The sequence below is a fragment of the Cutibacterium equinum genome, from assembly GCF_028021195.1.
Classification (GTDB): Bacteria; Actinomycetota; Actinomycetes; order Propionibacteriales; family Propionibacteriaceae; genus Cutibacterium; species Cutibacterium equinum.
Map to the genome: position 1 here is coordinate 1,507,110 of NZ_CP115668.1, position 23,680 is coordinate 1,530,789.

Annotated in this window: 23 protein-coding genes; 12 read left to right on the forward strand and 11 right to left on the reverse strand. The window is 62.8% G+C overall.

Features of this window, described 5'->3' with window-relative positions:
• Positions 1 to 155: 155 nt before the first annotated feature.
• Entirely contained in the window at positions 156 to 3,572 is a 3,417-nt protein-coding gene (locus O6R08_RS11440; protein WP_271417474.1) for an endo-beta-N-acetylglucosaminidase, read from the reverse strand.
• Positions 3,573 to 3,889: 317 nt separating this feature from the next.
• Here O6R08_RS11440 and O6R08_RS06920 point away from each other — a divergent pair, with 317 nt between their 5' ends.
• On the forward strand, positions 3,890 to 4,837 hold the full coding sequence (locus O6R08_RS06920) for a tyrosine recombinase XerC (RefSeq protein ID WP_271417475.1): 948 nt from the start codon (positions 3,890 to 3,892) through the stop codon (positions 4,835 to 4,837).
• Here O6R08_RS06920 and O6R08_RS06925 read toward each other — a convergent pair.
• On the reverse strand, positions 4,822 to 5,382 hold the full coding sequence (locus O6R08_RS06925; RefSeq protein WP_271417476.1) for a murein hydrolase activator EnvC family protein: 561 nt from the start codon (positions 5,380 to 5,382) through the stop codon (positions 4,822 to 4,824). The genes O6R08_RS06920 and O6R08_RS06925 overlap by 16 nt on opposite strands.
• Positions 5,383 to 5,698: 316 nt before the next feature.
• Between O6R08_RS06925 and O6R08_RS06930 the strand changes: the two genes are divergently transcribed.
• Both O6R08_RS06930 and def read left to right on the forward strand, forming a co-directional pair.
• The gene (locus O6R08_RS06930; RefSeq protein WP_271417477.1) at positions 5,699 to 6,781 is read left to right on the forward strand and encodes a lactonase family protein; all 1,083 of its coding nucleotides are present in this window, start codon (positions 5,699 to 5,701) and stop codon (positions 6,779 to 6,781) included.
• 66 nt (positions 6,782 to 6,847) lie between these two features.
• The gene (def, locus tag O6R08_RS06935) at positions 6,848 to 7,450 is read left to right on the forward strand and encodes a peptide deformylase (RefSeq protein WP_271417478.1); all 603 of its coding nucleotides are present in this window, start codon (positions 6,848 to 6,850) and stop codon (positions 7,448 to 7,450) included.
• Here the strand turns inward: def and O6R08_RS06940 are convergent.
• Positions 7,434 to 8,273, reverse strand: a complete 840-nt coding sequence (locus O6R08_RS06940) for a TrmH family RNA methyltransferase (RefSeq protein ID WP_271417479.1) — start codon at positions 8,271 to 8,273, stop codon at positions 7,434 to 7,436. The two genes, def and O6R08_RS06940, sit on opposite strands and share 17 nt — an antisense overlap.
• Positions 8,274 to 8,305: 32 nt before the next feature.
• Between O6R08_RS06940 and O6R08_RS06945 the strand changes: the two genes are divergently transcribed.
• Together O6R08_RS06945 and O6R08_RS06950 are read left to right on the forward strand one after the other, a co-directional pair.
• Positions 8,306 to 9,283: a bile acid:sodium symporter family protein gene (locus O6R08_RS06945; RefSeq protein ID WP_271417480.1), complete on the forward strand. Its 978-nt coding sequence runs from the start codon at positions 8,306 to 8,308 to the stop codon at positions 9,281 to 9,283.
• A 311-nt stretch (positions 9,284 to 9,594) separates the two neighbouring features.
• Positions 9,595 to 9,867, forward strand: coding sequence for a hypothetical protein (locus tag O6R08_RS06950; protein ID WP_271417481.1), 273 nt, complete (start codon positions 9,595 to 9,597; stop codon positions 9,865 to 9,867).
• 347 nt (positions 9,868 to 10,214) lie between these two features.
• Here the strand turns inward: O6R08_RS06950 and O6R08_RS06955 are convergent, their stop codons facing one another.
• Genes O6R08_RS06955 through O6R08_RS06965 form a run of 3 tightly spaced genes read right to left on the reverse strand, consistent with a single transcriptional unit; the run spans position 10,215 to position 12,860 of the window.
• The gene (locus tag O6R08_RS06955) at positions 10,215 to 11,507 is read right to left on the reverse strand and encodes an SPFH domain-containing protein (RefSeq protein WP_271417482.1); all 1,293 of its coding nucleotides are present in this window, start codon (positions 11,505 to 11,507) and stop codon (positions 10,215 to 10,217) included.
• A 56-nt stretch (positions 11,508 to 11,563) separates the two neighbouring features.
• Entirely contained in the window at positions 11,564 to 12,049 is a 486-nt protein-coding gene (locus O6R08_RS06960; RefSeq protein ID WP_271417483.1) for an NfeD family protein, read from the reverse strand.
• 25 nt (positions 12,050 to 12,074) lie between these two features.
• The gene (locus O6R08_RS06965; protein ID WP_271417484.1) at positions 12,075 to 12,860 is read right to left on the reverse strand and encodes an ABC transporter ATP-binding protein; all 786 of its coding nucleotides are present in this window, start codon (positions 12,858 to 12,860) and stop codon (positions 12,075 to 12,077) included.
• A gap of 114 nt (positions 12,861 to 12,974) precedes the next feature.
• Between O6R08_RS06965 and O6R08_RS06970 the strand changes: the two genes are divergently transcribed.
• Complete coding sequence (locus O6R08_RS06970; protein ID WP_271417485.1) at positions 12,975 to 13,715, forward strand: hypothetical protein; 741 nt, start codon at positions 12,975 to 12,977, stop codon at positions 13,713 to 13,715.
• Here the strand turns inward: O6R08_RS06970 and fabI are convergent, their stop codons facing one another.
• Together fabI and O6R08_RS06980 are read right to left on the reverse strand one after the other, a co-directional pair.
• Positions 13,716 to 14,489: an enoyl-ACP reductase FabI gene (gene fabI, locus O6R08_RS06975; protein WP_271417486.1), complete on the reverse strand. Its 774-nt coding sequence runs from the start codon at positions 14,487 to 14,489 to the stop codon at positions 13,716 to 13,718.
• Positions 14,490 to 14,526: 37 nt separating this feature from the next.
• On the reverse strand, positions 14,527 to 15,246 hold the full coding sequence (locus O6R08_RS06980) for a beta-ketoacyl-ACP reductase (protein ID WP_271417487.1): 720 nt from the start codon (positions 15,244 to 15,246) through the stop codon (positions 14,527 to 14,529).
• A 174-nt stretch (positions 15,247 to 15,420) separates the two neighbouring features.
• On the opposite strand from O6R08_RS06980, the gene O6R08_RS06985 reads away from it, so the two are divergent.
• From O6R08_RS06985 to O6R08_RS06995, 3 genes are all read left to right on the forward strand, one after another.
• Positions 15,421 to 15,669, forward strand: coding sequence for a DUF3099 domain-containing protein (locus O6R08_RS06985; RefSeq protein ID WP_333907921.1), 249 nt, complete (start codon positions 15,421 to 15,423; stop codon positions 15,667 to 15,669).
• Positions 15,670 to 15,744: 75 nt separating this feature from the next.
• Entirely contained in the window at positions 15,745 to 16,575 is an 831-nt protein-coding gene (locus O6R08_RS06990) for an SURF1 family cytochrome oxidase biogenesis protein (RefSeq protein ID WP_271417489.1), read from the forward strand.
• The gene (locus tag O6R08_RS06995) at positions 16,572 to 17,408 is read left to right on the forward strand and encodes a methyltransferase domain-containing protein (protein ID WP_333907879.1); all 837 of its coding nucleotides are present in this window, start codon (positions 16,572 to 16,574) and stop codon (positions 17,406 to 17,408) included. The genes O6R08_RS06990 and O6R08_RS06995 overlap by 4 nt, the downstream gene beginning before the upstream one ends.
• Before the next feature lie 7 nt (positions 17,409 to 17,415).
• Here O6R08_RS06995 and O6R08_RS07000 read toward each other — a convergent pair whose 3' ends face one another.
• The 3 genes from O6R08_RS07000 to O6R08_RS07010 all read right to left on the reverse strand — a co-directional run bounded on the left by O6R08_RS07000 (position 17,416) and on the right by O6R08_RS07010 (position 20,216).
• Complete coding sequence (locus O6R08_RS07000) at positions 17,416 to 17,994, reverse strand: helix-turn-helix domain-containing protein (protein WP_271417490.1); 579 nt, start codon at positions 17,992 to 17,994, stop codon at positions 17,416 to 17,418.
• A gap of 68 nt (positions 17,995 to 18,062) precedes the next feature.
• On the reverse strand, positions 18,063 to 19,661 hold the full coding sequence (locus O6R08_RS07005; RefSeq protein WP_271417491.1) for an ABC-F family ATP-binding cassette domain-containing protein: 1,599 nt from the start codon (positions 19,659 to 19,661) through the stop codon (positions 18,063 to 18,065).
• A gap of 54 nt (positions 19,662 to 19,715) precedes the next feature.
• Positions 19,716 to 20,216, reverse strand: a complete 501-nt coding sequence (locus O6R08_RS07010) for a GNAT family N-acetyltransferase (protein WP_271417492.1) — start codon at positions 20,214 to 20,216, stop codon at positions 19,716 to 19,718.
• A gap of 18 nt (positions 20,217 to 20,234) precedes the next feature.
• Between O6R08_RS07010 and O6R08_RS07015 the strand changes: the two genes are divergently transcribed.
• The 3 genes from O6R08_RS07015 (at position 20,235) to O6R08_RS07025 (ending at position 23,645) form a co-directional block, all read left to right on the forward strand.
• A complete protein-coding gene (locus O6R08_RS07015; RefSeq protein ID WP_271417493.1) occupies positions 20,235 to 20,594 on the forward strand; it encodes a hypothetical protein in 360 nt (119 codons plus the stop codon).
• 11 nt (positions 20,595 to 20,605) lie between these two features.
• The gene (gene ypfJ / locus O6R08_RS07020; RefSeq protein ID WP_271417494.1) at positions 20,606 to 21,478 is read left to right on the forward strand and encodes a KPN_02809 family neutral zinc metallopeptidase; all 873 of its coding nucleotides are present in this window, start codon (positions 20,606 to 20,608) and stop codon (positions 21,476 to 21,478) included.
• Between the two features lie 154 nt (positions 21,479 to 21,632).
• The gene (locus O6R08_RS07025) at positions 21,633 to 23,645 is read left to right on the forward strand and encodes an oxidoreductase (protein ID WP_271417495.1); all 2,013 of its coding nucleotides are present in this window, start codon (positions 21,633 to 21,635) and stop codon (positions 23,643 to 23,645) included.
• The last annotated feature ends 35 nt before the right edge of the window (positions 23,646 to 23,680 follow it).

Genomic DNA, 23,680 nt, shown 5'->3' on the forward strand with positions numbered 1-23,680 from the left:
CGATGCATGCGAAGTCAGCCCGAAGTGATCCGGACTGCACCGCTAGTCTAGGACCTCGAGCAAGGATTGGGCCAACTCTTGTCGGTATGCCCGTGGAGGATTGCGGTGCTGGGCGACGATCGTCGGTGTTATCGCCCAGCACCACGGCTTCACCGTCACCAACCAGTGTTCGGCAACCTGCTGAGGCGCACCCGTATGGTGTCACCCCCTGGCACACGAGGTCTGGCTGAGCTGTGCGCCCCCGTTGGCACCACAGTGGCGGAAGCAGTTGGCGCCGCTTCACCAGGAGCAACCGGTACTGACGGCACCGCAGCGGTTGGCGTCTGGGCTCCAGAGACCGTCGAGGTCGGCGTGGCCGTTGGCGTCGAGGTCGGCGTGGCCGTTGGCGTCGAGGTCGGCGTGGCCGTTGGCGTCGAGGTCGGTGTGGCCGTTGGCGTCGGTACTGACGGCGAAGGAGCCGGGGCCGCAACAGCCTCCACGACGAGTTCCTGGCTGGCGGTGTTGCCATACAGGTCTGTTGCCTCAATGACGATCTTGTGCGTGCCGGATGTGGCCATGCTTCCCGACACGGTTGCCTGCAAAGGCGTCAGCCCATCCCCCGAGATGTCATTGCGCCATGACAGCCCCTCGGGCAGAGAGTCACGAATTCGCCACGTCAATGGCGCAGCCCCGGTGACCGTCACGGTCACAGGATCAATAGGTTGCCCCACCGTGACTTTCTGAGTGGTCTTCCCCTTCATCATGAACGACGGTTTTTCGGACGGAACCACCACATCATGATCCTTGATGGTGAACCTCTGAACCGTCGTATTCCCGGCATAATCAGTGACCGTCATTACGAGCGTGCCGTCGGCCGCCGGAAAACGGTGGAAAGCTGTCGGATCATCGGTAGTGGGGCTGGCTCCCCAACCACCGCGCACCGAACCGCCACGACGAATCTTGCTGATCGGCGACAATGCGCCATCCTGCCCCTGCCAGGTCAGATCAAGCAGATACCAATCAGGTGAGCTGAGGTTGCGCATGTGGAACCCGGAACGATCCTTGTCAACGACCATGTCGTCTCGGGTCACCGGGGCAGCCCACGAGTCGTGACTGCGGCCTCGATATGACAACCCTTGACCGTCACCGGCTGTGATCGTCAGGTCATAGGGATATCCCTCCCGGACGGGTAACGGCACGGTAGCCGATCCCTTCGAGCAGGGAACGTCCAACTTGTACGGCTGATTGTCGATGTTGTCGTCGGTCACGTCGACGAGACCGACATCGACATGACAGGTGCCCTCAAGGCCATGCGCGTCCCACGTCACATCAAGTGCGCCCGGCTTGGCAGCCTCCGTGAGCAACTTGGAGGCGGTAGCACTCTCAGCCACCTTGATGTGCCGCGGTTGGGCCGAGTAGTCGTAGGCCACAGTCGCAGGCTCGGACATCTGACCATCATGGCCGACAGCACGAACCGTGAACGTCACCTTGCCGCTGGCGTGAGGGACTGTCTTGACGTAGGCCAGATCGGTGTATGCCGAGGTCAGATGGGTTGTCTTACCGTCTGCACCAGACGCCTCCACGACGTAGTGCGACACCTCGTCAAAGGGCTTGGTTTGCCACGACAAGACGGCCTGACCATCGTCATAGACCTTGTCCAACTTGACCTGCTGAGGGGCCTGCGGGGCCTTGGCACCGTCACGCACCGACATCGAACCGAGATTCATCTGGTAACCAGACGCAGGGTCGAATTGAAGACCGATCGTCGTGATGGTTCGCCCGGAGAACTTCCCCAAATCGACCGTGGAGGTGCGCCACTGGCCACGCGCGGCGCTGTCGGGAACGTCGACGGTGACGACGTTCCCAGGGTCGTCAGCAAAGACGAGTGCGACCTTCATGGCGTCTCCACTCGCCGAGCTCTTGCGGAAGGTCAATGGCATGGTGGTTGTCGGACTCACCGACAGCCGGGTCTTGAACAATCTCAGTGTTGCGACGTCAGTCAGATCCCCATGGATCACCAGAGACGAGCCTCCTCGCCAGGCTCCGATCTGCTGATATGGGGTCTTGGTGGGGGCACCGTTGACGTCTTTGCGCTGTTCGGTAGGACCATAATCGAAATCCACCGATGGCCGGGAGCCCTCAGTATCAATCCACCATTGCCAACTGGGCAGGATGGACTGGGAATCCATGTTGGTCCATGATTGCGGGTTGGAGACCTCCCCATCCTGGTACCACTGCATACCGTGGCCGGTGTTGAAATCGGTGTGGAAACGCGACCCCGCGATGACAGATCTAGCTGGGGTGAAGTCGGCCACCCCGACCCAGGAGGAGGAGTCCTTGACACCAACCTCAGGGCGAGAATGTCCGAGGTGGGATCCGGTTTCCTGCGGATTGGAAGTCACCCCGGAGAAATACATCCGTTCCCGTTCAGCAATCATCCATTGGTAGGGATCCTGCTGGAAAACCGGCACATCCTTACCAGCGCCTTGGGGTTTGATGTCGTCTGCAAGTCCGCGTTGGTACATGTCACTGGGGGTGAACAAAGCGATAGAGGCTTTGGGACTGTGATCTGCAGCAGACGTGTAAAGGTTCGGGAGCTGGGATGCCGAACGATGATGGCCACCAAACCCCGCCTGATTGGCCTCAACTCCGAAGAACAGCGCTTTGTAGGGATCATATCCGCTGGCCTTTGCGCTAGCGATCGACCGATCTTGAGACCCCGGCCACGTGTAGTTGAGGAACACTGAATCCATGATCTTGCCGTGATCGAGCCACTTCGATTTGGACTCCGAGAACTCACCTGAGGAATTGGTGTACCACTGGGTGTACAGACCCTTGGAGGTGAGGTAGCTCATGAAAGGCTTGAATCGAGGGTCCGAGAGGTTGCCTTCTTCCTCATTGAGAAAGTAGCCGTCGAAGCCAAAATAGCGTGCCATCTCGACTAGTTTTTCCGCAATGATGTAGCCCTCAGAGTTGGGGTCCTTGTCGAAGGCCTCGTCAAAAGTAAGGCCCGGACGGAAGGCTGGATCAAAGTAGATCGTGGCGATGGATTTGACGCCGTTGCGGTGCGCGGCATTGGTGTAAGCAGGGTTCGGTATGTCGACGATGCCGAACTCGAAGTTACGGGTGCGCCAATCGCTCGTGGCCGGGTCGTAAAGAGCCTCGGGGGTTCGAGGTGTCGCGGCACCGTGCCATGGGCTCCAATAATCTGCGTACTGCCAGAAATTCAAGGTGTTGTTGGCAAATCCGTCGTTGGCACGGAAGTTCCCGAAGAAGGAGTTACCGTAGTCGCCTTGCATGAGCATGACCTCCGCCTTACCGTCGAGGTCGTGACGGGTCTGGGTGTCGGGGTCATGAGCGATACGAGGTTGTAGCGGTATCTGTGCGCGCAGAAATGCGGCATACGGATCGGTTTGCGGGGTCCACGTGCGGATGTCCTGCAGCCGGCGACCGGCGTTACGCGGCTGGGCCGAGGCCAAGGCGTGATCGCCGATGGGTGCGACGCTGTCGTCAGCCTCGGCAGCCGACCCTGCACCGAAAAACCCCGTGAGCCCAACGATGACGGCCAAACCGACAATGAGTGGTCGTTTCATAATGGTCCTTTCAACGGTGAAAGCAGCACTGAACTAAATCGTATTAGTCTTTGTGTCAAGGACAGTATGGCACGGTCTGCGCCTCCGGGGTCCATGTGCACAAAATCTGGTCGAACTCATCGCACATGGACACGCACGAGCTCCATCGCCCCCCGACCTCGTCGGCCACTTGGTCACCATCCGACGACCACACTGCATGTGGTCCACCTCAAACGGCGGTTTCAGCGCTGCTCGGTCGCAGCGACCCCGCTGTGCAATCCCCAACCCCTCCGCGTGTCCGCCCTTCCTGTCGGCGCTCACAGGCCACAGTGGGGGTGATGAAAGACCTCTCCCCGACGCCAGATCGTCCCAACCATCTGCCTGCGGCACTGACGGTGCCCGTCGAGGATTTCTGCGACCACCTGTCGACGCTTCGCCGTTCGCCTCACACGATCCGCGGCTATCGGGCTGATCTCATCGACCTCATGGCACACGCGCACACCCATGGTGACGACACCTTGCCCACGATCGGCACGTCGCAGGTGCGCACCTGGTTGGCCGACACCCGACTGGCAGGCGCCTCACCCGCAACGATGCAACGCCGGTGGTCAGCCGCACGGGTCTTCTTCCGGTGGGCAGTCGACGAGGGACTCATTGACGCCGACCCGTCGGCGAGCCTGTCCTCGGCCACGGTTCCGAAACGTCTGCCAGCGACCCTCGGAGTCGAACAAGCCCGTCACATCCTTGACGACGCCGTCACTCACGCTCGTGGCGACGAGTCTCCCCGAGGCGCTCGCGACGCCGCCATCCTCGAGGTCCTCTACGGAACCGGGCTGCGCGTCGCTGAATTGTGCGGGCTCGACGTGGACGACGTCGACCATTCCCGTCAGACGGTGCGAGTAACCGGCAAGGGAAACAAGGAGCGCACCGTGCCGATAGGACTGCCCGCGCTGCACGCTGTCGACGAATGGCTGAGCCGTCGTCCCGAATGGGTCGGCCCCACCTCACAACGGGCGCTGTTCCTGGGCACCCGCGGTGGTCGAATCGACCAACGAGTGGTGCGACGCATCGTCCACACCCATCTGCGAGCCGAACCGGACTCCCCCGACCTGGGACCCCACGGCCTGCGTCACGCCATGGCGACCCATCTCTTGGAAGGCGGCGCAGACCTGCGCACCGTCCAGGACATATTGGGCCACGAGTCCCTGGCCACCACGCAGATCTACACCCACGTGTCCACGCAGCGATTGCGCACCGCTTTTCGTCAGGCTCACCCCAGGGCATGATGTCGGGTCACGGCGCGAGTCACCTGCTCATCGATGAGGGCCTGACCGTCACGACCAGCCCCCAGCCATGGCGGCATCAACGTGCCCGGCGACCTCGTCCAAGGTCTCGCTCCAGGCAGTGCCAGGGGATGCCAGACACCGCGTCTTCCCGAGGGCACCCGGAGTCGCTCCTGAGTAGGCAACAGGCGCACGTCGACCTCCAACAGTGTCATCGGATTGTCATACTCGGTTCCGTTCTTCAGCCCCCAGTGCAGACAGGTCCGGGCACACGGCGGCCCCATGCCGACCAGCCCAATGACCTGACCAGCACTGACGGCCTCCCCGACCTGGACGGCGGGAACCACCGGCATATGGGTGGTCCGCCGTCCGTCGGGCAACAAGATGCTGACCACTCCGGCGCCCGCGACCTGCCCGGCAAAAACGACGACCCCTGCGGTGACGGTTTCCACGGGCTCACCGGGGGATGCCGCGAACTCAACTCCACGGCTGCCGGGTAACCACGGTTTGGCAGGCGGATCGAACCTTTTGATGACCGGGCCGGGCACGGGCGGATGTCTCCTGGCCGGCAAGCCGCGCTCCCCCATTGGCTGTGGCTGCCGTGGCAGGGTTTGCGCGAGCGGCATAGCAACGCTGCGGGTAGGGGCAGGCAAGACCAACAGGCATGTCCCAACGACGATGATCAACACACTGATACAAGCAGATCTCCTCACGTATTCAGTTATCGTCAGCGCCTGCGACATCCGCCAACATTTTTCCCACCTGTGGACAACTCCATGACATTGGATGTCACTGGTTGTGGACAACTCCACGTCCTGCGCCATCTGGCCTTGTGGAGCGCTCATCCTGAGTAGGCTTCCAACCATGGCCGTCACCCCAGTTCTTGCCTGTCATCGCACCACCGATGCCTCAACGGGAGGCGTCACGGCATGGCGGTTGACCGATGATTCCGACGGGCTCCACACCGAGATCGTCGGCAGTTGTCAACTCGGGGACGCCTCCTGGGCGACGCCGTTGTACAACGTGGTCGCAGTGGTCTGCGAGGGTGACAACACTGTGCGGATCGTCCATCCCGGACGCCAATTCCAGGTCGTCGGAACCGTCGAACTGAAAGGCCAAGGGCCCTGTCATGGCGCCATCGATCCCACCGGTCGACTCATGGCCATCGCCGATTACGCCTCCGGTCAGGTTGAGTTCGTTGATCTGGCAGACCTGACCCGGCCAAGGATTCGGCATGTGCTGGATCTGGGCAAGGACTGCACCTTCCCCGGCCCGGTGGCCAACCGTCAGGAAGGTCCCCATGCCCACCAGGTGACCTGGCTGGACCGCGCACACCTGGCCGTGACCGATCTGGGCGCCGACCAAGTGTGCTTCCTGCGCTGGAGCGAGGCTGGCCCCGAGGTCATTGGTTCGCTCGTAACCCCCGCCGGGATGGGCCCTCGTCATCTCACGCTCACCGAGGATGGCCGCAAGCAAATCCTCACCGTCGCCGGTGAGTTGTCAGGAACGATTGGCACATGGTCTCGTCCCACCGGCCATGACATGTGGGCTCGGGAATGGCGATTCGTGGCCGAGACGGCGTCGTCGCGCTGGTCAAAGGCGGCTTTCCGGGAAGACCCTCACTCTCAAGCACCTGCCCAGCCGTCTTCAATCGTGTTTTCCCGTGATGGCCAACACTTCGTCGCGAACCGCATGGTGGGAAGCATCGGCGTGCTGGAAGGCCGGTTCGGACGCCTCGAACTGGTCGACGAGTTCGACACCACTGGGGCGAATCCTCGCGACATCACCGTCACCACCCAAAACGGCACCCGGGTCTGGGCCGCGCTACCCGACGAGGGCCACATCGCGGTCCATCGGCTCTGCGACCAGACCGGAGAGTGGCAGGTGGAGACCACCATTGAGCAGCCCGGGGTCATGCGGGTGCTCGTCGGCCCGACCATAGGGTGACCACGGACACCTGTCCACTCGTGAGACAATCAGCCCCAGACATTCATCGACGCCAGGAGATCAGCCATGCGCAAGCACACCCCCACCGACGACCCCCGCTGGGAGGATCTGTTCACAGGTGGGTCCCTGCGCCGGGTCACCCGGTGGGGGGAGCCTGTTCTCCACGCCCAGACCCGCCCCGTCACCGAGTTCGACGAGGAGCTGACGACCCTCATTCGTGACATGTTCGCCACGATGGACGCCGCCGACGGTGTGGGCCTTGCCGCCACCCAGGTCGGGGTGGACCTGTCTTTGTTCGTCTACATCTGTCCCGACGCTGACAACGTCGTCCACCACGGTGCCTTCTGCAACCCAGTCGTCACCTTGCCCGAGGGCCGGGAACGCCGCCTCGAGGCCGCAGACGAAGGCTGCTTGTCCTGGCCAGGCGGTTTCCAGTCGTTGGCTCGTCCCGACCTGGCCACCTGCACCGGCCAAGACCCCTGGGGCAATGACATCACGGTCACCGGAACCGGGTTCTTCGCCCGATGCCTGCAGCACGAAACCGACCACTGCAACGGCGTCGTCTTCGGAGACCGGCTCTCCAAGCGTTCCCGTCGCAAGCTCGACGAGCAGCACGAGAAGGTAGCCCACCTCTACCCTGACGACTGGCCGCTCACTCCGAAGGGCTGATAGGTGAGGGGGTGGTCTCCCGTAACTGGTAGCAGGCCACCGCTGCGGCGGCTGCGACGTTGAGGGAGTCAACTCCCCCTGCCATCGGAATACGCACCACGACGTCGGCTTGACTGATCCAGTGAGCCGACAGACCCGCCCCCTCAGTGCCCATGAGGAGGGCCACCTTGCGTGGGTTGACCCGCAGGTTTGCGGAGAACTCGTCCAGGGTGACCGAGTCGTCGCTCAGGGCCATCGCTGCCACCGTGAACCCGTGACTGCGTAACTCGTCGAGCCCACCCGACCAGTCCTCCATCCGGGCCCAGGGCAGCTGGAAGACGGTGCCCATGGACGTCTTGATGGCCCGGCGGTACAGCGGATCGGCCGCGCGAGGGGCCAGCAAGACACCGTCCCATCCAATTCCTGCGGCGCACCGGATGATGGCACCGACATTGGTGTGGTCAACAATGTCCTCGCACACCACCAGACGGCGAGAATCCATGAGATCAGCAGCGCTCCAACGAGTTTGGCGACACATCGACGCCAGCGCACCACGATGAACGTGGAACCCGGTCACGTGCTCGGCCAAGGCCTCGGAGACGACGAAGACCTCCACGTCGAGAGAGTCGAAAAGGTCCCGCAAACCGTCAATCCAGCGAGGAGCCAGCAGGAAGGACCGTGGCGGATAGCCCGCCTCGCAAGCGCGCCGGATGACCTTGGCGCCTTCTGCGATGAACAAGCCATGCTCAGCTTCCAAGGATTTACGCAGGTTGACGTCGCGCAGGCCCACATAATCTGCCAGTCGAGGGTCAGCGGGATCGTCGATATCGATGAACGTTGCCACCCGTCCAACCTACCGGTGGCTATCGTGGACAAGTGGGTTCCGCGAAGCCAGGCCGAAGACTGCCTATCGATGGGTTCGTTCTTGCCATTGTGGCCACGGCAATCGTCGGATCGGTGCTGCCAGCCACAGGCCCGGTCCTCCCCATCGTCACACACGGTGTCACCGTCCTCATCTTCATCCTGTTCTTCCTCTACGGGGCCCGACTGGAACCCCGCGAAACTCTTGACGGTCTCAAGAACTGGAAGTTGCAGGGAACAATCCTGGCCTTTACCTTTGTCGTCTTTCCGCTCATCGGATTGACACTGCGTGGCCTGACACCCTGGGTGATACCGAGAACTCTCTACACCGGGATATTGTGGATTTGCTTGGTGCCATCGACGGTGCAGTCATCGATTAATTTCACCTCGATCGCCCACGGCAACGTCGCAGGCGCCATCGTCGCAGCAACCACGTCGAATCTCGTGGGAACCATCCTCACCCCGGTCTTGGCCCTCCTCTTGATGTCAGCAAGTGGCGGACTCACGATTCAGGCATCGAGTTTCCTTGGCGTCGGCGTTCAATTGCTGCTTCCATTCATACTGGGCCAGCTCTCACGTCGATGGACCGCAGAGTTCGTCACACGGCATCGCAAGCCACTCACACTTGTCGACCAGGGGTCGATCATCCTCGTCGTCTATTCGGCGTTTTCAGAAAGCATGCGCGAACACATGTGGTCTTTGGTGTCACCGGCCTCAATGATGATTCTGACCGTCGTGTGCCTGGCCCTGTTGTTGTTCATGTTGTGGCTGACCTGGGCATGTGCCGGGTGGCTTGGTTTCGATCGCGAGGATCGCATCGCCATCCAATTCTGCGGCACCAAGAAGTCACTGGCCACTGGCCTACCGATGGCTACGGTCCTCTTCGCCGGCCAGCCGGTCGGTCTCATCGTGCTACCCCTCATGATCTTTCATCTGGCCCAGCTCATCGCATGCGGCATACTGGCCACCCGATATGCCAGCCAGTCATCTTGACCCCATGGTCCCAATTCCGCTCGTTGCCGGCCTTCAACGTTGCCGCGTAGGCCTATACGCCATGGTCTCATCGATGCCTACGGGAGAGTAACCCCACTGGGTGTACTGTGTGCGTCATAAGCCCTTGTCATGGATTGGAGATGCCAGCAACGCCACCTGCTGCGTTTCGAGCGAGGTGGCAAAGTGGAGATACCACGTCCCATGTGGAAGGAATGATGCCATGAATACCGTCGCAGCCGGGGTCTGTAGTATGGCTACAAGTGATACCGAAGATCAAATCCCTTCAACAATGCATTCCAGGGATATCTGAGATGACGTACAATATTTTCAAGGACAAGCGGGATCCTCTGGAGAAAATGAAGGATCCCAACTGGCTTTACGCATGGTGGGTTCTCTACGGGCTGGCAACGGCTGCCGGGATTTTTATCTCTGGGTTCACGTCAGTACACGAAAGTATGTCAGGCCGACTAAAGGAAGGACTAGCCCATGTTGGCTTGAACTGGCCGATCCAGTTTTTGGTATTCACTGCGATTATGGCGACCTTGATAATCATAGCCGAGAGAAGAAAGAAGAACAGTTCGTAGCCTCTGAGGGAGCATCACTACACCGTGAGCTTCCGTGTGCACCGAAGACACCCTGTGACCGTCCCCGCTCTTCGGGCCAGCTTCCTGGGACGCCGAATGTCGAATAGGCCGGACCCCGTTGCAGCTTCTTCAGCATGGCCTGCCCTCAAGACGCCCTGTCAGGGCGACAAATTTGTGGGGGCAGCGTCGGCCCACGACCAGTGTCGACCGAGGTCTCATCACCTGTTTTGCGACGTCATTGTGATGACCCATCGTGCTGGGTACATCGCAGTCTTGGGTTTTTGTCAGGTCAGGACCGTGAACGGTTGGTTGCGGCCGGGGCCATCATGGTCCCGGCCGCACTCACATCACTGGTCCTGAGAAGGCCACCGTCGACTGAACGGTTCGTCACCGTGCCGCTGATCTCCGGTGGGTTGGTCCGCCGCAGAGTCGGACTGCGGAGTGCTCCACGGTTCCTGCCTCTTCGCTGTATCTGCCGACTCCCCCTCGGGTTGCCCCTCGATCTGATCGCGGGACAGGGACCGGGCCCCACTCATCTGGTCCGGCTGCTGATGGCGCATGCCGGACAGGCCCGGATTCTCCAACTTGGCAGCTTCTTGGATCGCCTGCTGGACAGTCTCCTCGGAGGCTTTCTTCTCCTCAACCTTCTGAGCCTCAATCTCTGCGAACACGTCGACCTTCTCGGGCGCGGAGAATTGCGACGGATCAGCCGCCGCGAAACCGCCGTGACTTGGCTCGTGCCCGTCCGTACCGGCCAGGGAGCCTAGACCTTTCAGCGCGTCATTGAGCTCAGACGGCACCACCCACACCTTGTTGGAGTCGCCACGGGCCAGAGTCGGCAGCATCTGCATGTACTGGTAGGCCAGCAAGCCCTGATCGGGTTGGCCGGCGTGAATGGCATTGAACACCGTCGTGATGGCCTGAGCCTCGCCTTCAGCGCGCAGCATCTGGGCCTGACGATCAGCCTGGGCTCGCAGCACCGCGGCCTCACGATCGCCCTGGGCGCGCAGGATGGCCGACTCACGGTCGCCACCAGCCGACAGAATCTGGGACTGACGCTCACCTTCGGCCAACAGAATCGCGGCACGCTTGTCGCGCTCGGCGCGGGCGCCCTTCTCCATCGCGTCGCGAATCGTGGGCGGCGGCTCAATGGCCCGCAACTCCACGCGGTTGACCTTGATACCCCATTTCCCGGTGGCCTCATCGAGAACCGCCCGCAGCTTCTGGTTGATCTCCTCGCGGCTGGTCAGAGCCGCCTCCATGTCCATACCACCGATGATGTTACGCAGGGTCGTCATCGTCAGCTGCTCGATCGCGATCTTGTACGACTGCGCCTCATAGGCGGCACGTTCGGGGTCAACGATCTGAAAGTAGATCACCGAATCGATGTTGACCATGAGGTTGTCCTCAGTAATGACTCCCTGCGGCGGGAAAGGAACAACCTGCTCACGCATGTCAAGGTCGTACTGCACCCGATCAATAATCGGCATAAGCAGATGTGGGCCAGGGTTGAGACGTCGATGGAATTTTCCGAGTCGCTCGACGAGACCGATCTTCTGCTGATGAATGATCTTGACGCTCGAGGCCAACACGACGACGACCAGGGCGACAATCACCAGCGTAACGATTAACTGGGGCATGAATACTCCTGAAGTGCTCAGGGTGACGGTCGGAGCCCGGCACCCTGACCATCATCCTAGATCAGGGGAGCACCTGGAGACCTTGGAGCGATGCTTCTGGACACCGGATATACCACGAGGGTCGTACCGTCGACCTCATAGACTTCAACCTTCTGCCCGGCAACGATCGTCAACCCTGGTTCCAACGAGCGTGCCGACCATTCCTCACCGTTGACCTTGACCTGCCCCTCATCGTCGGTGATGGCACGCGTGGCGACGCCGCCAGCACCGACCAAGCTGTCCAAGGATGACCGGTAGCCTGGCGTCTCACGTACCCGGCGCAGCAATGTCGGGCGCAGCAAGGCAAGTGACAGCCCTGCCACCGCTGCCGCGACAAAAACCTGGACCAACCACATACCTGGCACGATGGCCGCAGTCAGCGCTCCTGCCCCCGCACCGGCAGCAAGCATGAGGAGAGTGAAATCCCCGCTGAGCATCTCTGTGCATGCCAGCACGGCAGACACCACAATCCACACCAACCAGCGGTGTTCTGGTTCCCACATAGCGCTATCCCGTCATGAATGAGTGTTAGTGAGCGGCGCGAGCATTCCACCGACCATCAGCATGGCTGACAGTCAACGGCATTCCAAAGGCATCCGAGAAAACGTCGGATGTCAGGGTGGTCTCCACTGGCCCGGCAGCCACGATGTGGCCGTCGGCCATGACCAAGGCGTGCGTGATGCCAGCCGGGATCTCCTCCAGGTGATGGGTGACGAGGACCGAGGCGGGAGCATCAGGATCGGTGAAGATGGACGAGAGCACGTCAACCAACTGCTCACGACCGGCCAGGTCAAGGCCTGCGGCGGGCTCGTCCAGCAGCAGAAGCTCAGGATCGGTCATGAGTGCTCGGGCAATCTCGACCCGCTTGCGCTCTCCCTCGCTGAGGGTGCCCCAAGTGCGATCAACCATACCGGCCAGACCCATGCGCTCGAGCAGTTCGCGGGCGCGGGCAACATCCTGATCGTCGTAGGCCTCATTCCACCGTCCGACAACAGCCCAAGCAGCCGAAACGACGATGTTACCGACCTTCTCCTGATCTGGGATGCGATGCACCAGGGCCGAGGAAGCCATGCCGATACGCGGGCGTAGCTCAAAGACATCGGCGGCACCGAGGATCTCGTCGAGGATTTCGACCAATCCGACGGTGGGGTGCAGCTGGGCTGCCAAGATCTGCAGAAGGGTCGTCTTTCCCGCTCCATTGGGGCCGACCAGCACCCAACGCTGGCCTTCCTCGACGTCGAGGTCGACATTGTCGAGAATCCATCGATCCCCGCGTCGCACTCCCACGCCTGCCAGCTGCGCCACTGCACTCATGGGTATGAACTTACCTTGTGCCAGCGACATACACGGGCTGATGCGGCGAGGTCGGCGTGGTATGGCTGGGAACTGTGGCCTTCGGTGTCATCTCGGGGCGTCTAGTCTGGGCAGGTGCTCGAGATCTGCTGTCGTCTCACCTGCCTGCTCAACGATCTGTGTGCCGGTCGCACCACCGATCCTCATGCCGAGGCCGAGTTGTTGACAATGGCCACGGCCCACCATGTTCAGGACCCTGACGAGGTCCTCTCCCTGTCCGAGCACGATCCGTTGTCGTCGGTGCCGATCCGCATGGCCCTGGCCAGGATTGCCCATGTCCGCCACGATTCCCCGGTGCTGTGGGGGCTCCTGTTGCCTGCACCCGGCCAGCTCGCTGGGCTGCGAGGTCCGGCATCGGTCAACCAGTCCGCCATCGACGCCGGGGCCGTCATCATCTGTCACCAGGGATGCGCTGCCATACCCGCCGGTACGGCGTGGATCCCCCAGCCTGTCGGTTCCGCCATGCAGTGGACGATCAGGCGAGCAGCGGCTCCGCTGCCACCGCCAACTCCGTCCGACGCGACTGTCCTGCTGCGTTCTGCCGTGACGGCCACAGCAGCCCAGCTCAGCGATCTGGGCATGGTCGCTGGGGAACGTCCCGAGATCACTGCCCCTCATCTGACCGGTCACCGTCCCGCCGACCAGCGACTCCTCGACTCTGCCTGGACTGTGCTGACAGCATGTGACGCCGGGCTGGCGTCAACCCACCACATGATCACGGCCCACAGCGCTCACACCAGAGAAGCGGCGCTGCGCACATTACGCAACGCCGCTTCCCAGGCCATCACGGCAGCCACATCGTGGCCGCTGACCTGATCAGGCTCCAGTCGAACCCATGCCGCCGTCGACGTGGATCATCTCGCCGGTGGTGGCGGGGAACCAGTCAGACAGCAGGGCAACGATCCCCTTGGCAGCCGCGGTGGTGTCCTTGGTGTCCCAACCGAGCGGGGCACGCTCCCCCCACAGGTCGTTGAAGGCGTCAGCACCAGGAATGGCCGTCTTGGCCATGGTGTCCAGCGGGCCGGCCGCCACGAGGTTGCAGCGGACGCCCTTGGGACCCATGTAACGGGCCAGGTAGCGGTTGGCCGACTCCAGCCCAGCCTTGGCGACGCCCATCCAGTCGTAGAAAGGCCACGAGACGGTGGCGTCGAAGGTCAGACCGACAACCGAGGCGTTGTCTGCGAGCATGCCGTCGAGGGCGGTGACGAGGGAGACATAGGAATAGGTGGAAGTGTGAACGGCCACCGAGACGTCCTCCCACTCGGTCTCGAGGAACTTACCGCCCAGGGCCGTCTTCGGGTTGGCGAAGGCGATGGCGTGGACGAGTCCGTCGAGCTTGTCCACCCCGAGATCACGCAGTTGCTGCGGCAGGGCTGCGAGTTGGTCGGCGTCGGTGACATCGAGCTCCAGCACCTCGGGCACTGGGTCGAGCTTGCGCACCGCGCGACGAGTCACTCCGACGGCCCGTGGCAGGTTGGAGACGATGACCCGCGCGCCCTGCTCCTGGGCGATCTGAGCCGCCTTGAACGCGATCGAGGTGTGCATCGTCACGCCGGTGACGAGGATGGTGCGTCCTTCAAGAAGTCCCATGGTGATGTCCTTCCGGTCGTTGGGGATGTAGGTGATGTCAGTGGCCCATGCCGAGTCCGCCGTCAACGGGGACCACGGCACCGGAAATGTAGCCGGCCGAGTCGGAGACCAGGAAGCGAACGGCGGCGACGACGTCGTCAACCGTCCCCAGCCGCTTGGCCGGAATGCGCTCCAGGTAGCCCTCGACGACCTTCTCCGGCAGGTCGTCAGTCATGTCGGTGGAAATGAAACCGGGAGCGACGAGGTTGCAGGTGATGCCACGGGAACCGAGCTCGCGGGTCACGGACCGGGCCATACCGACCATGCCGGCCTTCGAGGCGGCGTAGTTGACCTGGCCAGCGGAGCCGAGCAGGCCGACCACCGAGGAGGTCAGGACGATACGTCCGAACCGGGCCCGGGTCATGGACCTGGCAGCACGACGAATGACGCGGTAGGCACCAGTGAGGTTGGTGTCGAGGACGTCGGTGAAGTCCTCCTCCTTCATGCGGGCAAGCAGCCCGTCGCGCGTAATACCGGCGTTGGCAACAAGCACCTCGACGGGACCGAGCTCCTGTTCCACCTGAGCGAATGCCGCGTCGACCGAATCGGCGTCGGTGACGTCGCAGGCGACCGGCAACACCCCCTCAGGTGCGGTGGCCGAACGGCTCGTGGCGGCCACTCGATAACCCTGTGCGTGCAGATCTGCGGCGATCGCGGCACCGATACCGCGCGATCCACCGGTGACAAGGGCGACGCGCCCCGAGGTGTCTGGACTCATGGGATGAACCTATCGCACGCCACCACCAAGAACTGGAAGGATTCAACCTCATCGGCGTCGCGGACCTAGGCTGGACGGGTGAGTGACGCAGCGCATGGTCGGAGGCATCGGCGGCACCGTGGCTCCCGGCACTCCATCACGTCTGCCAAGAGGTCTGCCAGTGAAGACCTCGAGATGCGGCAGCGGCGCTACCTGTGGTCAATGCTGGTGCGGACCTTGTGCTTCATCGGGCTCGTCATCACCCCGAGCCCTTGGCGGTGGAGCTTCCTGCTGGGAGCGGCCGTCATCCCTGCCATCGCCGTCGTGCTGGGCAATGCAGCGGACCGGCGTACCACCGACACCCTGCCGTCCCAGCACGCTGACCAGACCCGCTGCGAGTTGGGGCCGGCCGTGACAATCCAGGGCGAGGTCGACGAGGAGTGATTCCTGGGCATGGGTCACACGCCCAGGACTTGCCGCGGGGCCACGGATGTGGACCGACCAATTAGGCTCGAGGGCGTGAAGAAGCTGTGGGTTCGGTGGGTGGCTATGACTCTCCTGGTCATGGTGCTGGGCCTGGTCATGGTCCGGCTCGGTGAATGGCAGCTGCACCGACTGTCGGGCCGCCGTGAGACCAATGAGATCATCCGCACCAACGAGAACAAACCACCCGTGGAGTGGTCGACTCTCATGGGTGAACATCCGGTGACCTCGCAGGAACAATGGCGGCCGGTCACCATCACGGGTTCTTTCGACACCGCTCACGAGCTTCAGGTGCGTTATCGCAGCAATAGCGACGACGACGGGTCCGAGGTCCTCACCCCCATCGTCACCGAGGATGGCCAGCACGTTCTCATTGATCGCGGTTTTCTCAAACGATCTTCGCGCAACGGCGACGACCAGGCCTTGCCGCCGCCACCTTCTGGAACCGTGACCGTCACCGGACGGGTCAAGGGCAATGAACATGGCAAGGCCACCGCCACCGACCCAGTGCAGGGCAAGGTCCGGCTCATCAACTCCGAGGCCATCGGCAAGGCACAGGGGATCACGTATGTCAACGGCTACATCTCGGCCACCTCGATGGTCCCGGCCCAGACCGGCCTGGTCCCCGAGGAACTACCGCACCTCGATGAAGGCCCGCATCTGTCCTATGCCATCCAATGGTTCTGTTTCACCGCCATTGCTCTGATCGGGCTGTTCGTACTCATTCGCGGTGACGTCAAGGATCGTCAGAAACGCCGAGCCAAGGCCAACCGGTCCAGCACACCGACCGAGACCATCGACGAGCCGGACAGCAGCGCGTCTCCCAAGGAGTCTCAGACCACCGATGCGAGGACGAGCGCCACGTGACTCCAACCTTGTCCCTGGCCTTGCCGTGGCTGGTCTGCCCAACCTGCCAACGCCGTGGCCACGAAGAACCCATGGACCTCGACGGGCGCTCCCTGCGCTGCCCACAGGGTCATTGTCTCGACATCGCCAAGCAGGGCTATGTGACGATGACGACCTCCCCGGCCGGGGCGAATGCTGACACCCCCGCGATGGTCGCGTCACGTCAGCGGGTCCTCGACGCCGGCCTCTTCAGTGACCTCGACCTTCGCCTGGCCGAGAGCCTCGCCGACTGCGGGAATATCGTCGAGGTCGGGGCCGGGACAGGACACCATCTGGCACAGGTTCTCGAAGCTCACGCGAATGCCCACGGTCTGGCCACCGATGTGTCGTCAGCCGCCATCCGCAAGGCGGCGCGGGTCCACCCTCGGATGGCGGCTGTTGTCGCCGACACCTGGGCCGGTTTGCCGATCCGCACCGAGTGCATGGATGCTGTGTTGTGCGTGTTCGCCCCACGCAACCGCGACGAGTTCGCCCGTATTCTGCGCCCTGATGGCCGCCTCGTCGTCGTCACTCCCCTGCCCGACCATCTGCACCAGTTACGCGAGATGACCGGGATGATCGGGATTCAGCCCCACAAGCATGACGAACTCGTGGCAGGTCTGGAATCACGGTTCGAGATTGCCGGACATGAGGAAGTCCGCACCGTCGTGGACCTCGATGGGCCGACAGCCTCGGACGCCGTTGCCATGGGGCCCAGCGCCCACCATGTCCGAGACGTTCATGTGGATGGGGTGGAGGTCACCTCGGCGGTGGAGATCACCACCCTGATCCCGCGGTCATCGCGGTCGGTGTGAACAGCTCTCAGAACTGACGAGGCTCAGCGGCGTGCTCGGCCTCGTCGAGGCGACGACGAGCCTTACGCACCTTGCGATCGGCCTTCTCAGCTTTGGCCCGGTGCTTGTCGAGGGTCGCCTTGGCTTCCTTGCGACGCGACTTCTTGGCTCCCTTGCGACGCAGTTTGCGCAGTGCCTTCTCTGCCTTGCGTGCCTTGCGGTCCGCCTTCTCGGCACGGGCGACGGCGGTTTCAATGGCCAGGCGAAGGGCCTCGACGTCGGGCTGATCTCCTGCGTGGTCCTGGGCCGATTCGGCGGCCTTGTCCTGCTGATCACTCGTCGCCGACGTCTTCAGTGTGGCCTCAACGGGTGATTCCTGCTCGACGGTCTCACGCTCGGCCTTGGTCTGAGGGGATGCCGGGTCGGCGCCACCACGAGGACGGAACTGCACCCCGGCTTCCTGTAAAAGTCTCTGCACCAGCCCGTAGGATCGTCCGGACTCGCGTGCCAAGGACCGAATGGACGCACCTTCGTTGTAGCGACCCGCCAGTTCCTCGGCCATCGCCTGCCTGGCCTGACCAACCAGTCTGGGCGCACGTGTGACCATCAGCCCTCCTTGACAACGTCTTGTGCGCCCTCATGCTACGGCATGTCACGACCATCACGACGGCAATATCAAGCCAAACTGATGAGCTCAGCGTAGTCAGCGCTCCACATGTCCTCGGTGCCGTCGGGCAGCACGAGCACCCGGTCCGGGTCGAGAGCGTGGACGGCTCCCTCGTCGTGAGTGACGAGAACGATCGCTCCACCGAAGTTGCCGATGGCGTCGAGGACCTGTTCCCGGCTGGCCGGGTCGAGGTTGTTGGTCGGCTCGTCAAGCAGCAGCACATTGGCCGAGGAGACGACGAGGGTGGCCAGGGCCAGACGGGTCTTCTCACCGCCGGAGAGCACCCCGGCCGGCTTGTGGACGTCGTCACCGGTGAACAGGAATGATCCCAGCACCTTGCGCATCTCGGTCTCGTTGAGGTCAGCTGCTGCGCTGGCCATGTTCTCCAGCACGGTGCGATCCATGTCCAGCAGGTCATGCTCCTGGGCGAAATACCCCAGCTTGAGACCATGACCGGCGATGACCTCGCCGGTGTCGGGGGTCTCCTTGCCTGCCAGAATCCGTAGCAGGGTGGTCTTACCAGCACCGTTGAGTCCCAGGACGACGACCTGGGATCCTCGGTCGATGGCCAGGTCCACTCCGGTGAAGACTTCCAGGGAACCGTAGGTCTTGGTGAGGTTGCGGGCCATCAGTGGCGTCTTGCCACACGGGGCCGGGTCGGGGAAACGGATGACGGCCACCTTGTCGGCAGCCCTCTCCCCCTCGACCCCGGAGAGCAGCTTCTCGGCGCGTCGGGCCATCTGCTGGGCGGCAACAGCCTTCGTCGCCTTGGCATGGAGCTTGTCAGCCTGGGCCTGCAGGGCAGCAGCCTTACGCTCGGCGTTGATCCGCTCCTTGTGACGACGCTTCTCGTCAGCAGCTCGCTGTTCGAGGTAGAGCTTCCACCCCATGGAGTAGATGTCGAGGGTGGCGCGGTTGGCATCCAGGTGAAAGACCTTGTTGACGGTGGCCTCCACCAGCCCGGTGTCGTGGGAGATCATGAGAACCCCGCCCGAGTAGGACTGCAGGAAACTGCGCAACCAGACGATGGAGTCGGCGTCCAGGTGGTTAGTCGGCTCGTCGAGCAGGAGGGTGTCGGCCCCGGAGAACAGGATGCGCGCCAGCTCGACTCGACGACGTTGACCACCGGAAAGATTCTTGAGGGGCTGGGACAGCACACGATCGTCGAGACCCAGGTTCGACGCGATCCGGGCGGCCTCGGCAGAGGCCCCATAACCGCCTGCAGCGATGAGACGGTCCTCGGCCTTGGAGTACTTGTCCATCGCGACGGCCCGTTCCTCGTCGGAGCCGTGGGCCATTTGATCTTCCAGGATACGCATGCGCTCGAGCATGTGGTCTAGGCCACGAGCCGACAGGATTCGTGCTCGAGCGATGGTCTCCATGTCAGGATCGCGGGGGTCCTGAGGTAGATAGCCGAGTTCCCCGGTTCGCTTCACCGAACCTGCGGCCGGTAGTCCCTCGCCGGCCAGGATGCGCGTCAGGGTGGTCTTGCCGGCACCGTTTCGACCCACCAGGCCGATCTTGTCCCCGGCCGTCACCTGAAAACTCACCGGATTGAGCAGGAGCCTGGCTCCGACCCGCACCTCCACATCCTTGACCTGCAGCACCGGCCCATCTTCCCCCGCTGTGACGACAAGGACCAAATGAAGAGCCCGGAAGGATCAGCGTCTCAAGGTCATGGGGACGTGATCGATACCCGCCTCGTCGAAGTGCGGGCCGGTCACGACGAAACCACAATCGCCGTACCAGCTCTCCAGGTGGGATTGAGCGTGCAGGGTGATCTGTCTGCCGTCAGCGCGCACCAGATCAAGGGCCAGGCCCATCATGCGTCGGCCGATGTGGAGGCCGCGGTGGTCGGCGTCGACGACGACTCGGCCGATCGTGATGTGGTCGTCGTCGTCAAGGATGCGCAGGGTTCCGACTGGATGGCCATCGATTGCGGCCCACACCAGGACAGTGGTGGGTTCGAGTTCGCGTCCGTCCAGGTCGGGTTCCGTGCACTGTTGGTCGCCGTTGAACACTGCGCTGCGCAGCCACAGACACCGGTAGAGGGTGGCGACGTCCATCCGCGTGGCGTGATCGTGATGAAGGGTGACAACCCCTTGTCCAGGTTTTTCCCGGATGCGGTTGGACCCGCCTAGCCACGTGAAAGGAGACATCATGGGTCACATATTGACAGAATGTCAGGCATGAGTACGCCACGCCGAGCAGCACCAGACGATGATGACGACCTGGAAGCCATCTCCCGCTCGTGGCGCCGATACGTGATCCTCGTCATCTCCGGCGTTGTCGTCGCCGTGCTCGGATTGGGGATTTTCGGATACCTCGCGTGGTGGTCGTTGTGCGACCAGGCTGCAGGTGTGTGCCAGCGTGGTGAACCCGTCACCTACTGGTCCTCGGTGGCCGCCCTGAGCGTTCTTGGGCTCATCATTGGCGTCCTGACGCAGATCTGGTTGGAGAAACGGTGGTGGCACCTGTTGGCCATCATCATTCCGGCCGTGCTGGTCATCGCTGGGGTCATCGTCTGGTTCGCCGTCTGAAAAGGATTGTCATGGACTTCAAGGACGACGCAGGTATTGATCCGGGTTCCATTGGCTCGCCCCGTGGCGGTGGTGGTGGCGGACGTATCGCCATCGGAGGAGGGGCCGGGGTCGTCGTCCTGCTCATCGCGGTGTTGCTGGGCGTCAACCCTGGCGATCTGCTCGGCGGCAGCGATGAGCCACAAACCGCCCCAGCCAACTCCACGGCCGCAGTCTCGCACTGCCGCACCGGAGCTGACGTCAAGAGGGATCCCAACTGCCGATGGGCAGCCTATGCCACCAGCATCAACCAGTACTGGGACACCCAGATCGACGGCTACACCAAGGCCAAGACGACCCCGTTCAGCGGGTCGGCGCGCACCGGGTGTGGGTACGCCGATGCTCAGACCGGGCCGTTCTACTGCCCGCCGGACAAGATGGTCTACCTGGACACGGACTTCCTCGGCACACTGTTGCAGCAGCTGGGCACTCAGTCCTCCACTGCCGCCGAGGCCTACATCATGGCCCACGAGTACGGTCACCACGCCCAGGATTTGCTGGGCACCTTGGCCAAGGCGCACGCGTCGGGAAACCAGACTGGCCCCAAGTCGGCGTCAGTGCGCCTGGAGTTGCAGGCTGACTGCTACGCCGGCACCTATCTCAAGTGGACCGCGAAGAACAAGGATGACGTCATCGACAATGTCACTCGTGACGACCTCGCCAAGGTCGTCGAGGCGGCCCGAGCCGTGGGTGACGACCACATCCAGCGTCAGTCCAGTGGCGGAGTGCAGCCCGACAAGTGGACCCACGGCTCCTCTGAAATGCGAGTTCACTGGGCCCAGCGCGGCTTCGACACCGGCGACCCAGCCAAGTGCGACACCTTCTCCACCGATGACCTGGGGTGAGGGCTGATCCGTCGGGTCGTCCAACCTGACCAACAGCCCCCCGACGCAGCATTTTCACCGGATTCGCCCACCCCGTTCGCGTTCAGCGAATACAATGGGGACGCACACGGCATCCATATCGCGTCACCGATGACGCTGGCCGGGGGAGGTTGTTGTGAGCGAGATCCATCGAATTCTGTTCGAGCCGACGACGATCGGCTCCATCCACGTCAAGAACCGCTACGCCATGGGTCCCATGGGCCCACTGGGCATGTCCACTGCTGAAGGCGGGTGGAACCAACGTGGAATCGACTACTACGTGCGGCGTGCTGCCGGCGGTATCGGCCTCATCATCACCGGCGTCTGCCAGGTGACGAACCCGGTCGAGCATCTGCCGGGCGGTACCCTGCCCAACCCGACGCTGTCTCCTGCCTGCTTCCTACGAACGTCGCGAGAACTGACCGAGCGGGTTCATGCCCATGACTCCCGCATCGTTCTTCAGGTCGGTGCTGGTTTCGGACGCGTCATCATGCCCGTGGTCCTGCGTCCTGGTGAGAGGCCAGCAGCTCCCTCGGAAATCCCCTACATGTGGAATCCGGCGATCACCTGCCGCGAGATCACCAAGGACGAGATCCATCAGATCGTCACCCAGTTCCGGATCGCCGCGAAGGTGGCCTATGAGGCCGGTTTCGACGGCATCCAGGTGCACGCATGTCATGAGGGCTACCTCCTTGACCAGTTCGCCATCGAGAAGTTCAACCATCGCAGCGACGAGTATGGCGGTTCGCTGGAGAACAGGCTGCGGTTCCCCCGCGAGATCGTCGAGGCCATCCACGAGACCGTCGGAGATGACTTCCCGGTCCAGATCCGGTTCTCGCCGAAATCGATGATGAAGGACTGGAACGTTGGTGGCCTTCCCGATGAGGAGTTCGAGGAGGTCGGCCGTGACATGCCCGAAGGCATCGAGGCCGCTCGCCTGCTGCACTCCTATGGCTACGAGGCACTCGACATCGATGTGGGCTGCTACGACTCCTGGTTCTGGAACCACCCGCCGATGTACCAGGCAAAGGGGCTGTACCTGCCGTACGCCTCCGATCTCAAGGAGGCGCTGCCGGACATACCGCTCATCGTCGCAGGACGGATGGATGACCCTGACCTTGCTGCCAACGCGGTCGCCGACGGGATCGTCGACATGGTGTCCTTGGCTCGCCCGACCCTGGCGGACCCGGACATCGTCATCAAGTTGCAGACCGACCATCCGGAACGGGTGCGTCCCTGCATCTCGTGTCAAGAGGGATGCCTGGGTCGTCTCGGCAAGTACACCGTGCTCAACTGCTCGGTCAACCCGGAGACCGGACGCGAGGCCGACACCCATCTGCGCCCGGTGCTGCCCCACCACGCCAAGCGGGTTCTCGTCATCGGTGCTGGTCTGGCCGGCATGGAAGCGGCGCGAGTCCTCAGCGAGCGTGGCCACGAGGCCGTCATCGTCGAGGCCAGCGATCACATCGGAGGTGTCGTCCTGGCTGGTGGCCAGCCCTCCTTCAAGGAGGACGACCTGGCCCTGCTCGACTGGTACCGCACGACCTTGGACGAGCTGGGGGTGGAGATCCGTCTCAACACCCCGGCAACTTCCGACCTCATCTCCGCCTTCGGGGCCGATCACATCATCCTGGCCACCGGGTCGACGCCACGTCGTCTCGATCTGGGTGATGACGCCAAGATCATCGACGCCACCGACGCCCTGCTCAACCGAGACTCGCTGGGCACGAAGATCGTCATCATCGGCGGCGGCCTGACGGGCTGCGAACTGGCTCTGGCGATGCGGGAAGCCGAGGCCGAAGTGACCATCGTCGAGGCCGAACCCGACATCCTCACCCGAAATGCCCCGTTGTGCGCTGCCAACGAGGACATGCTGCGTCGCCTGGTTCCTTTCCGTGGCGTCGAGGTGATGGCTGATGCCAAGGCCCTGCACACCACGCCGAGGGGACTGATGGTCGAGGTCGACGGCCGCGAGCAGGAACTGCCAGCCGATTCGATCGTCACCGCCATCGGCTACCTGCCCGAGCAGGACCTACGTGGTGCTGTCGAGGCGACCGGGTTGCCGTTCAACATCATCGGTGACGCCCGCAAGCCCGCCAACATCATGTACGCGATCTGGGACGCCTACGAGGTGGCGGCCAGTATCTGACGACATGACCGGGAGGGGCTGAGGATTATCCCGGC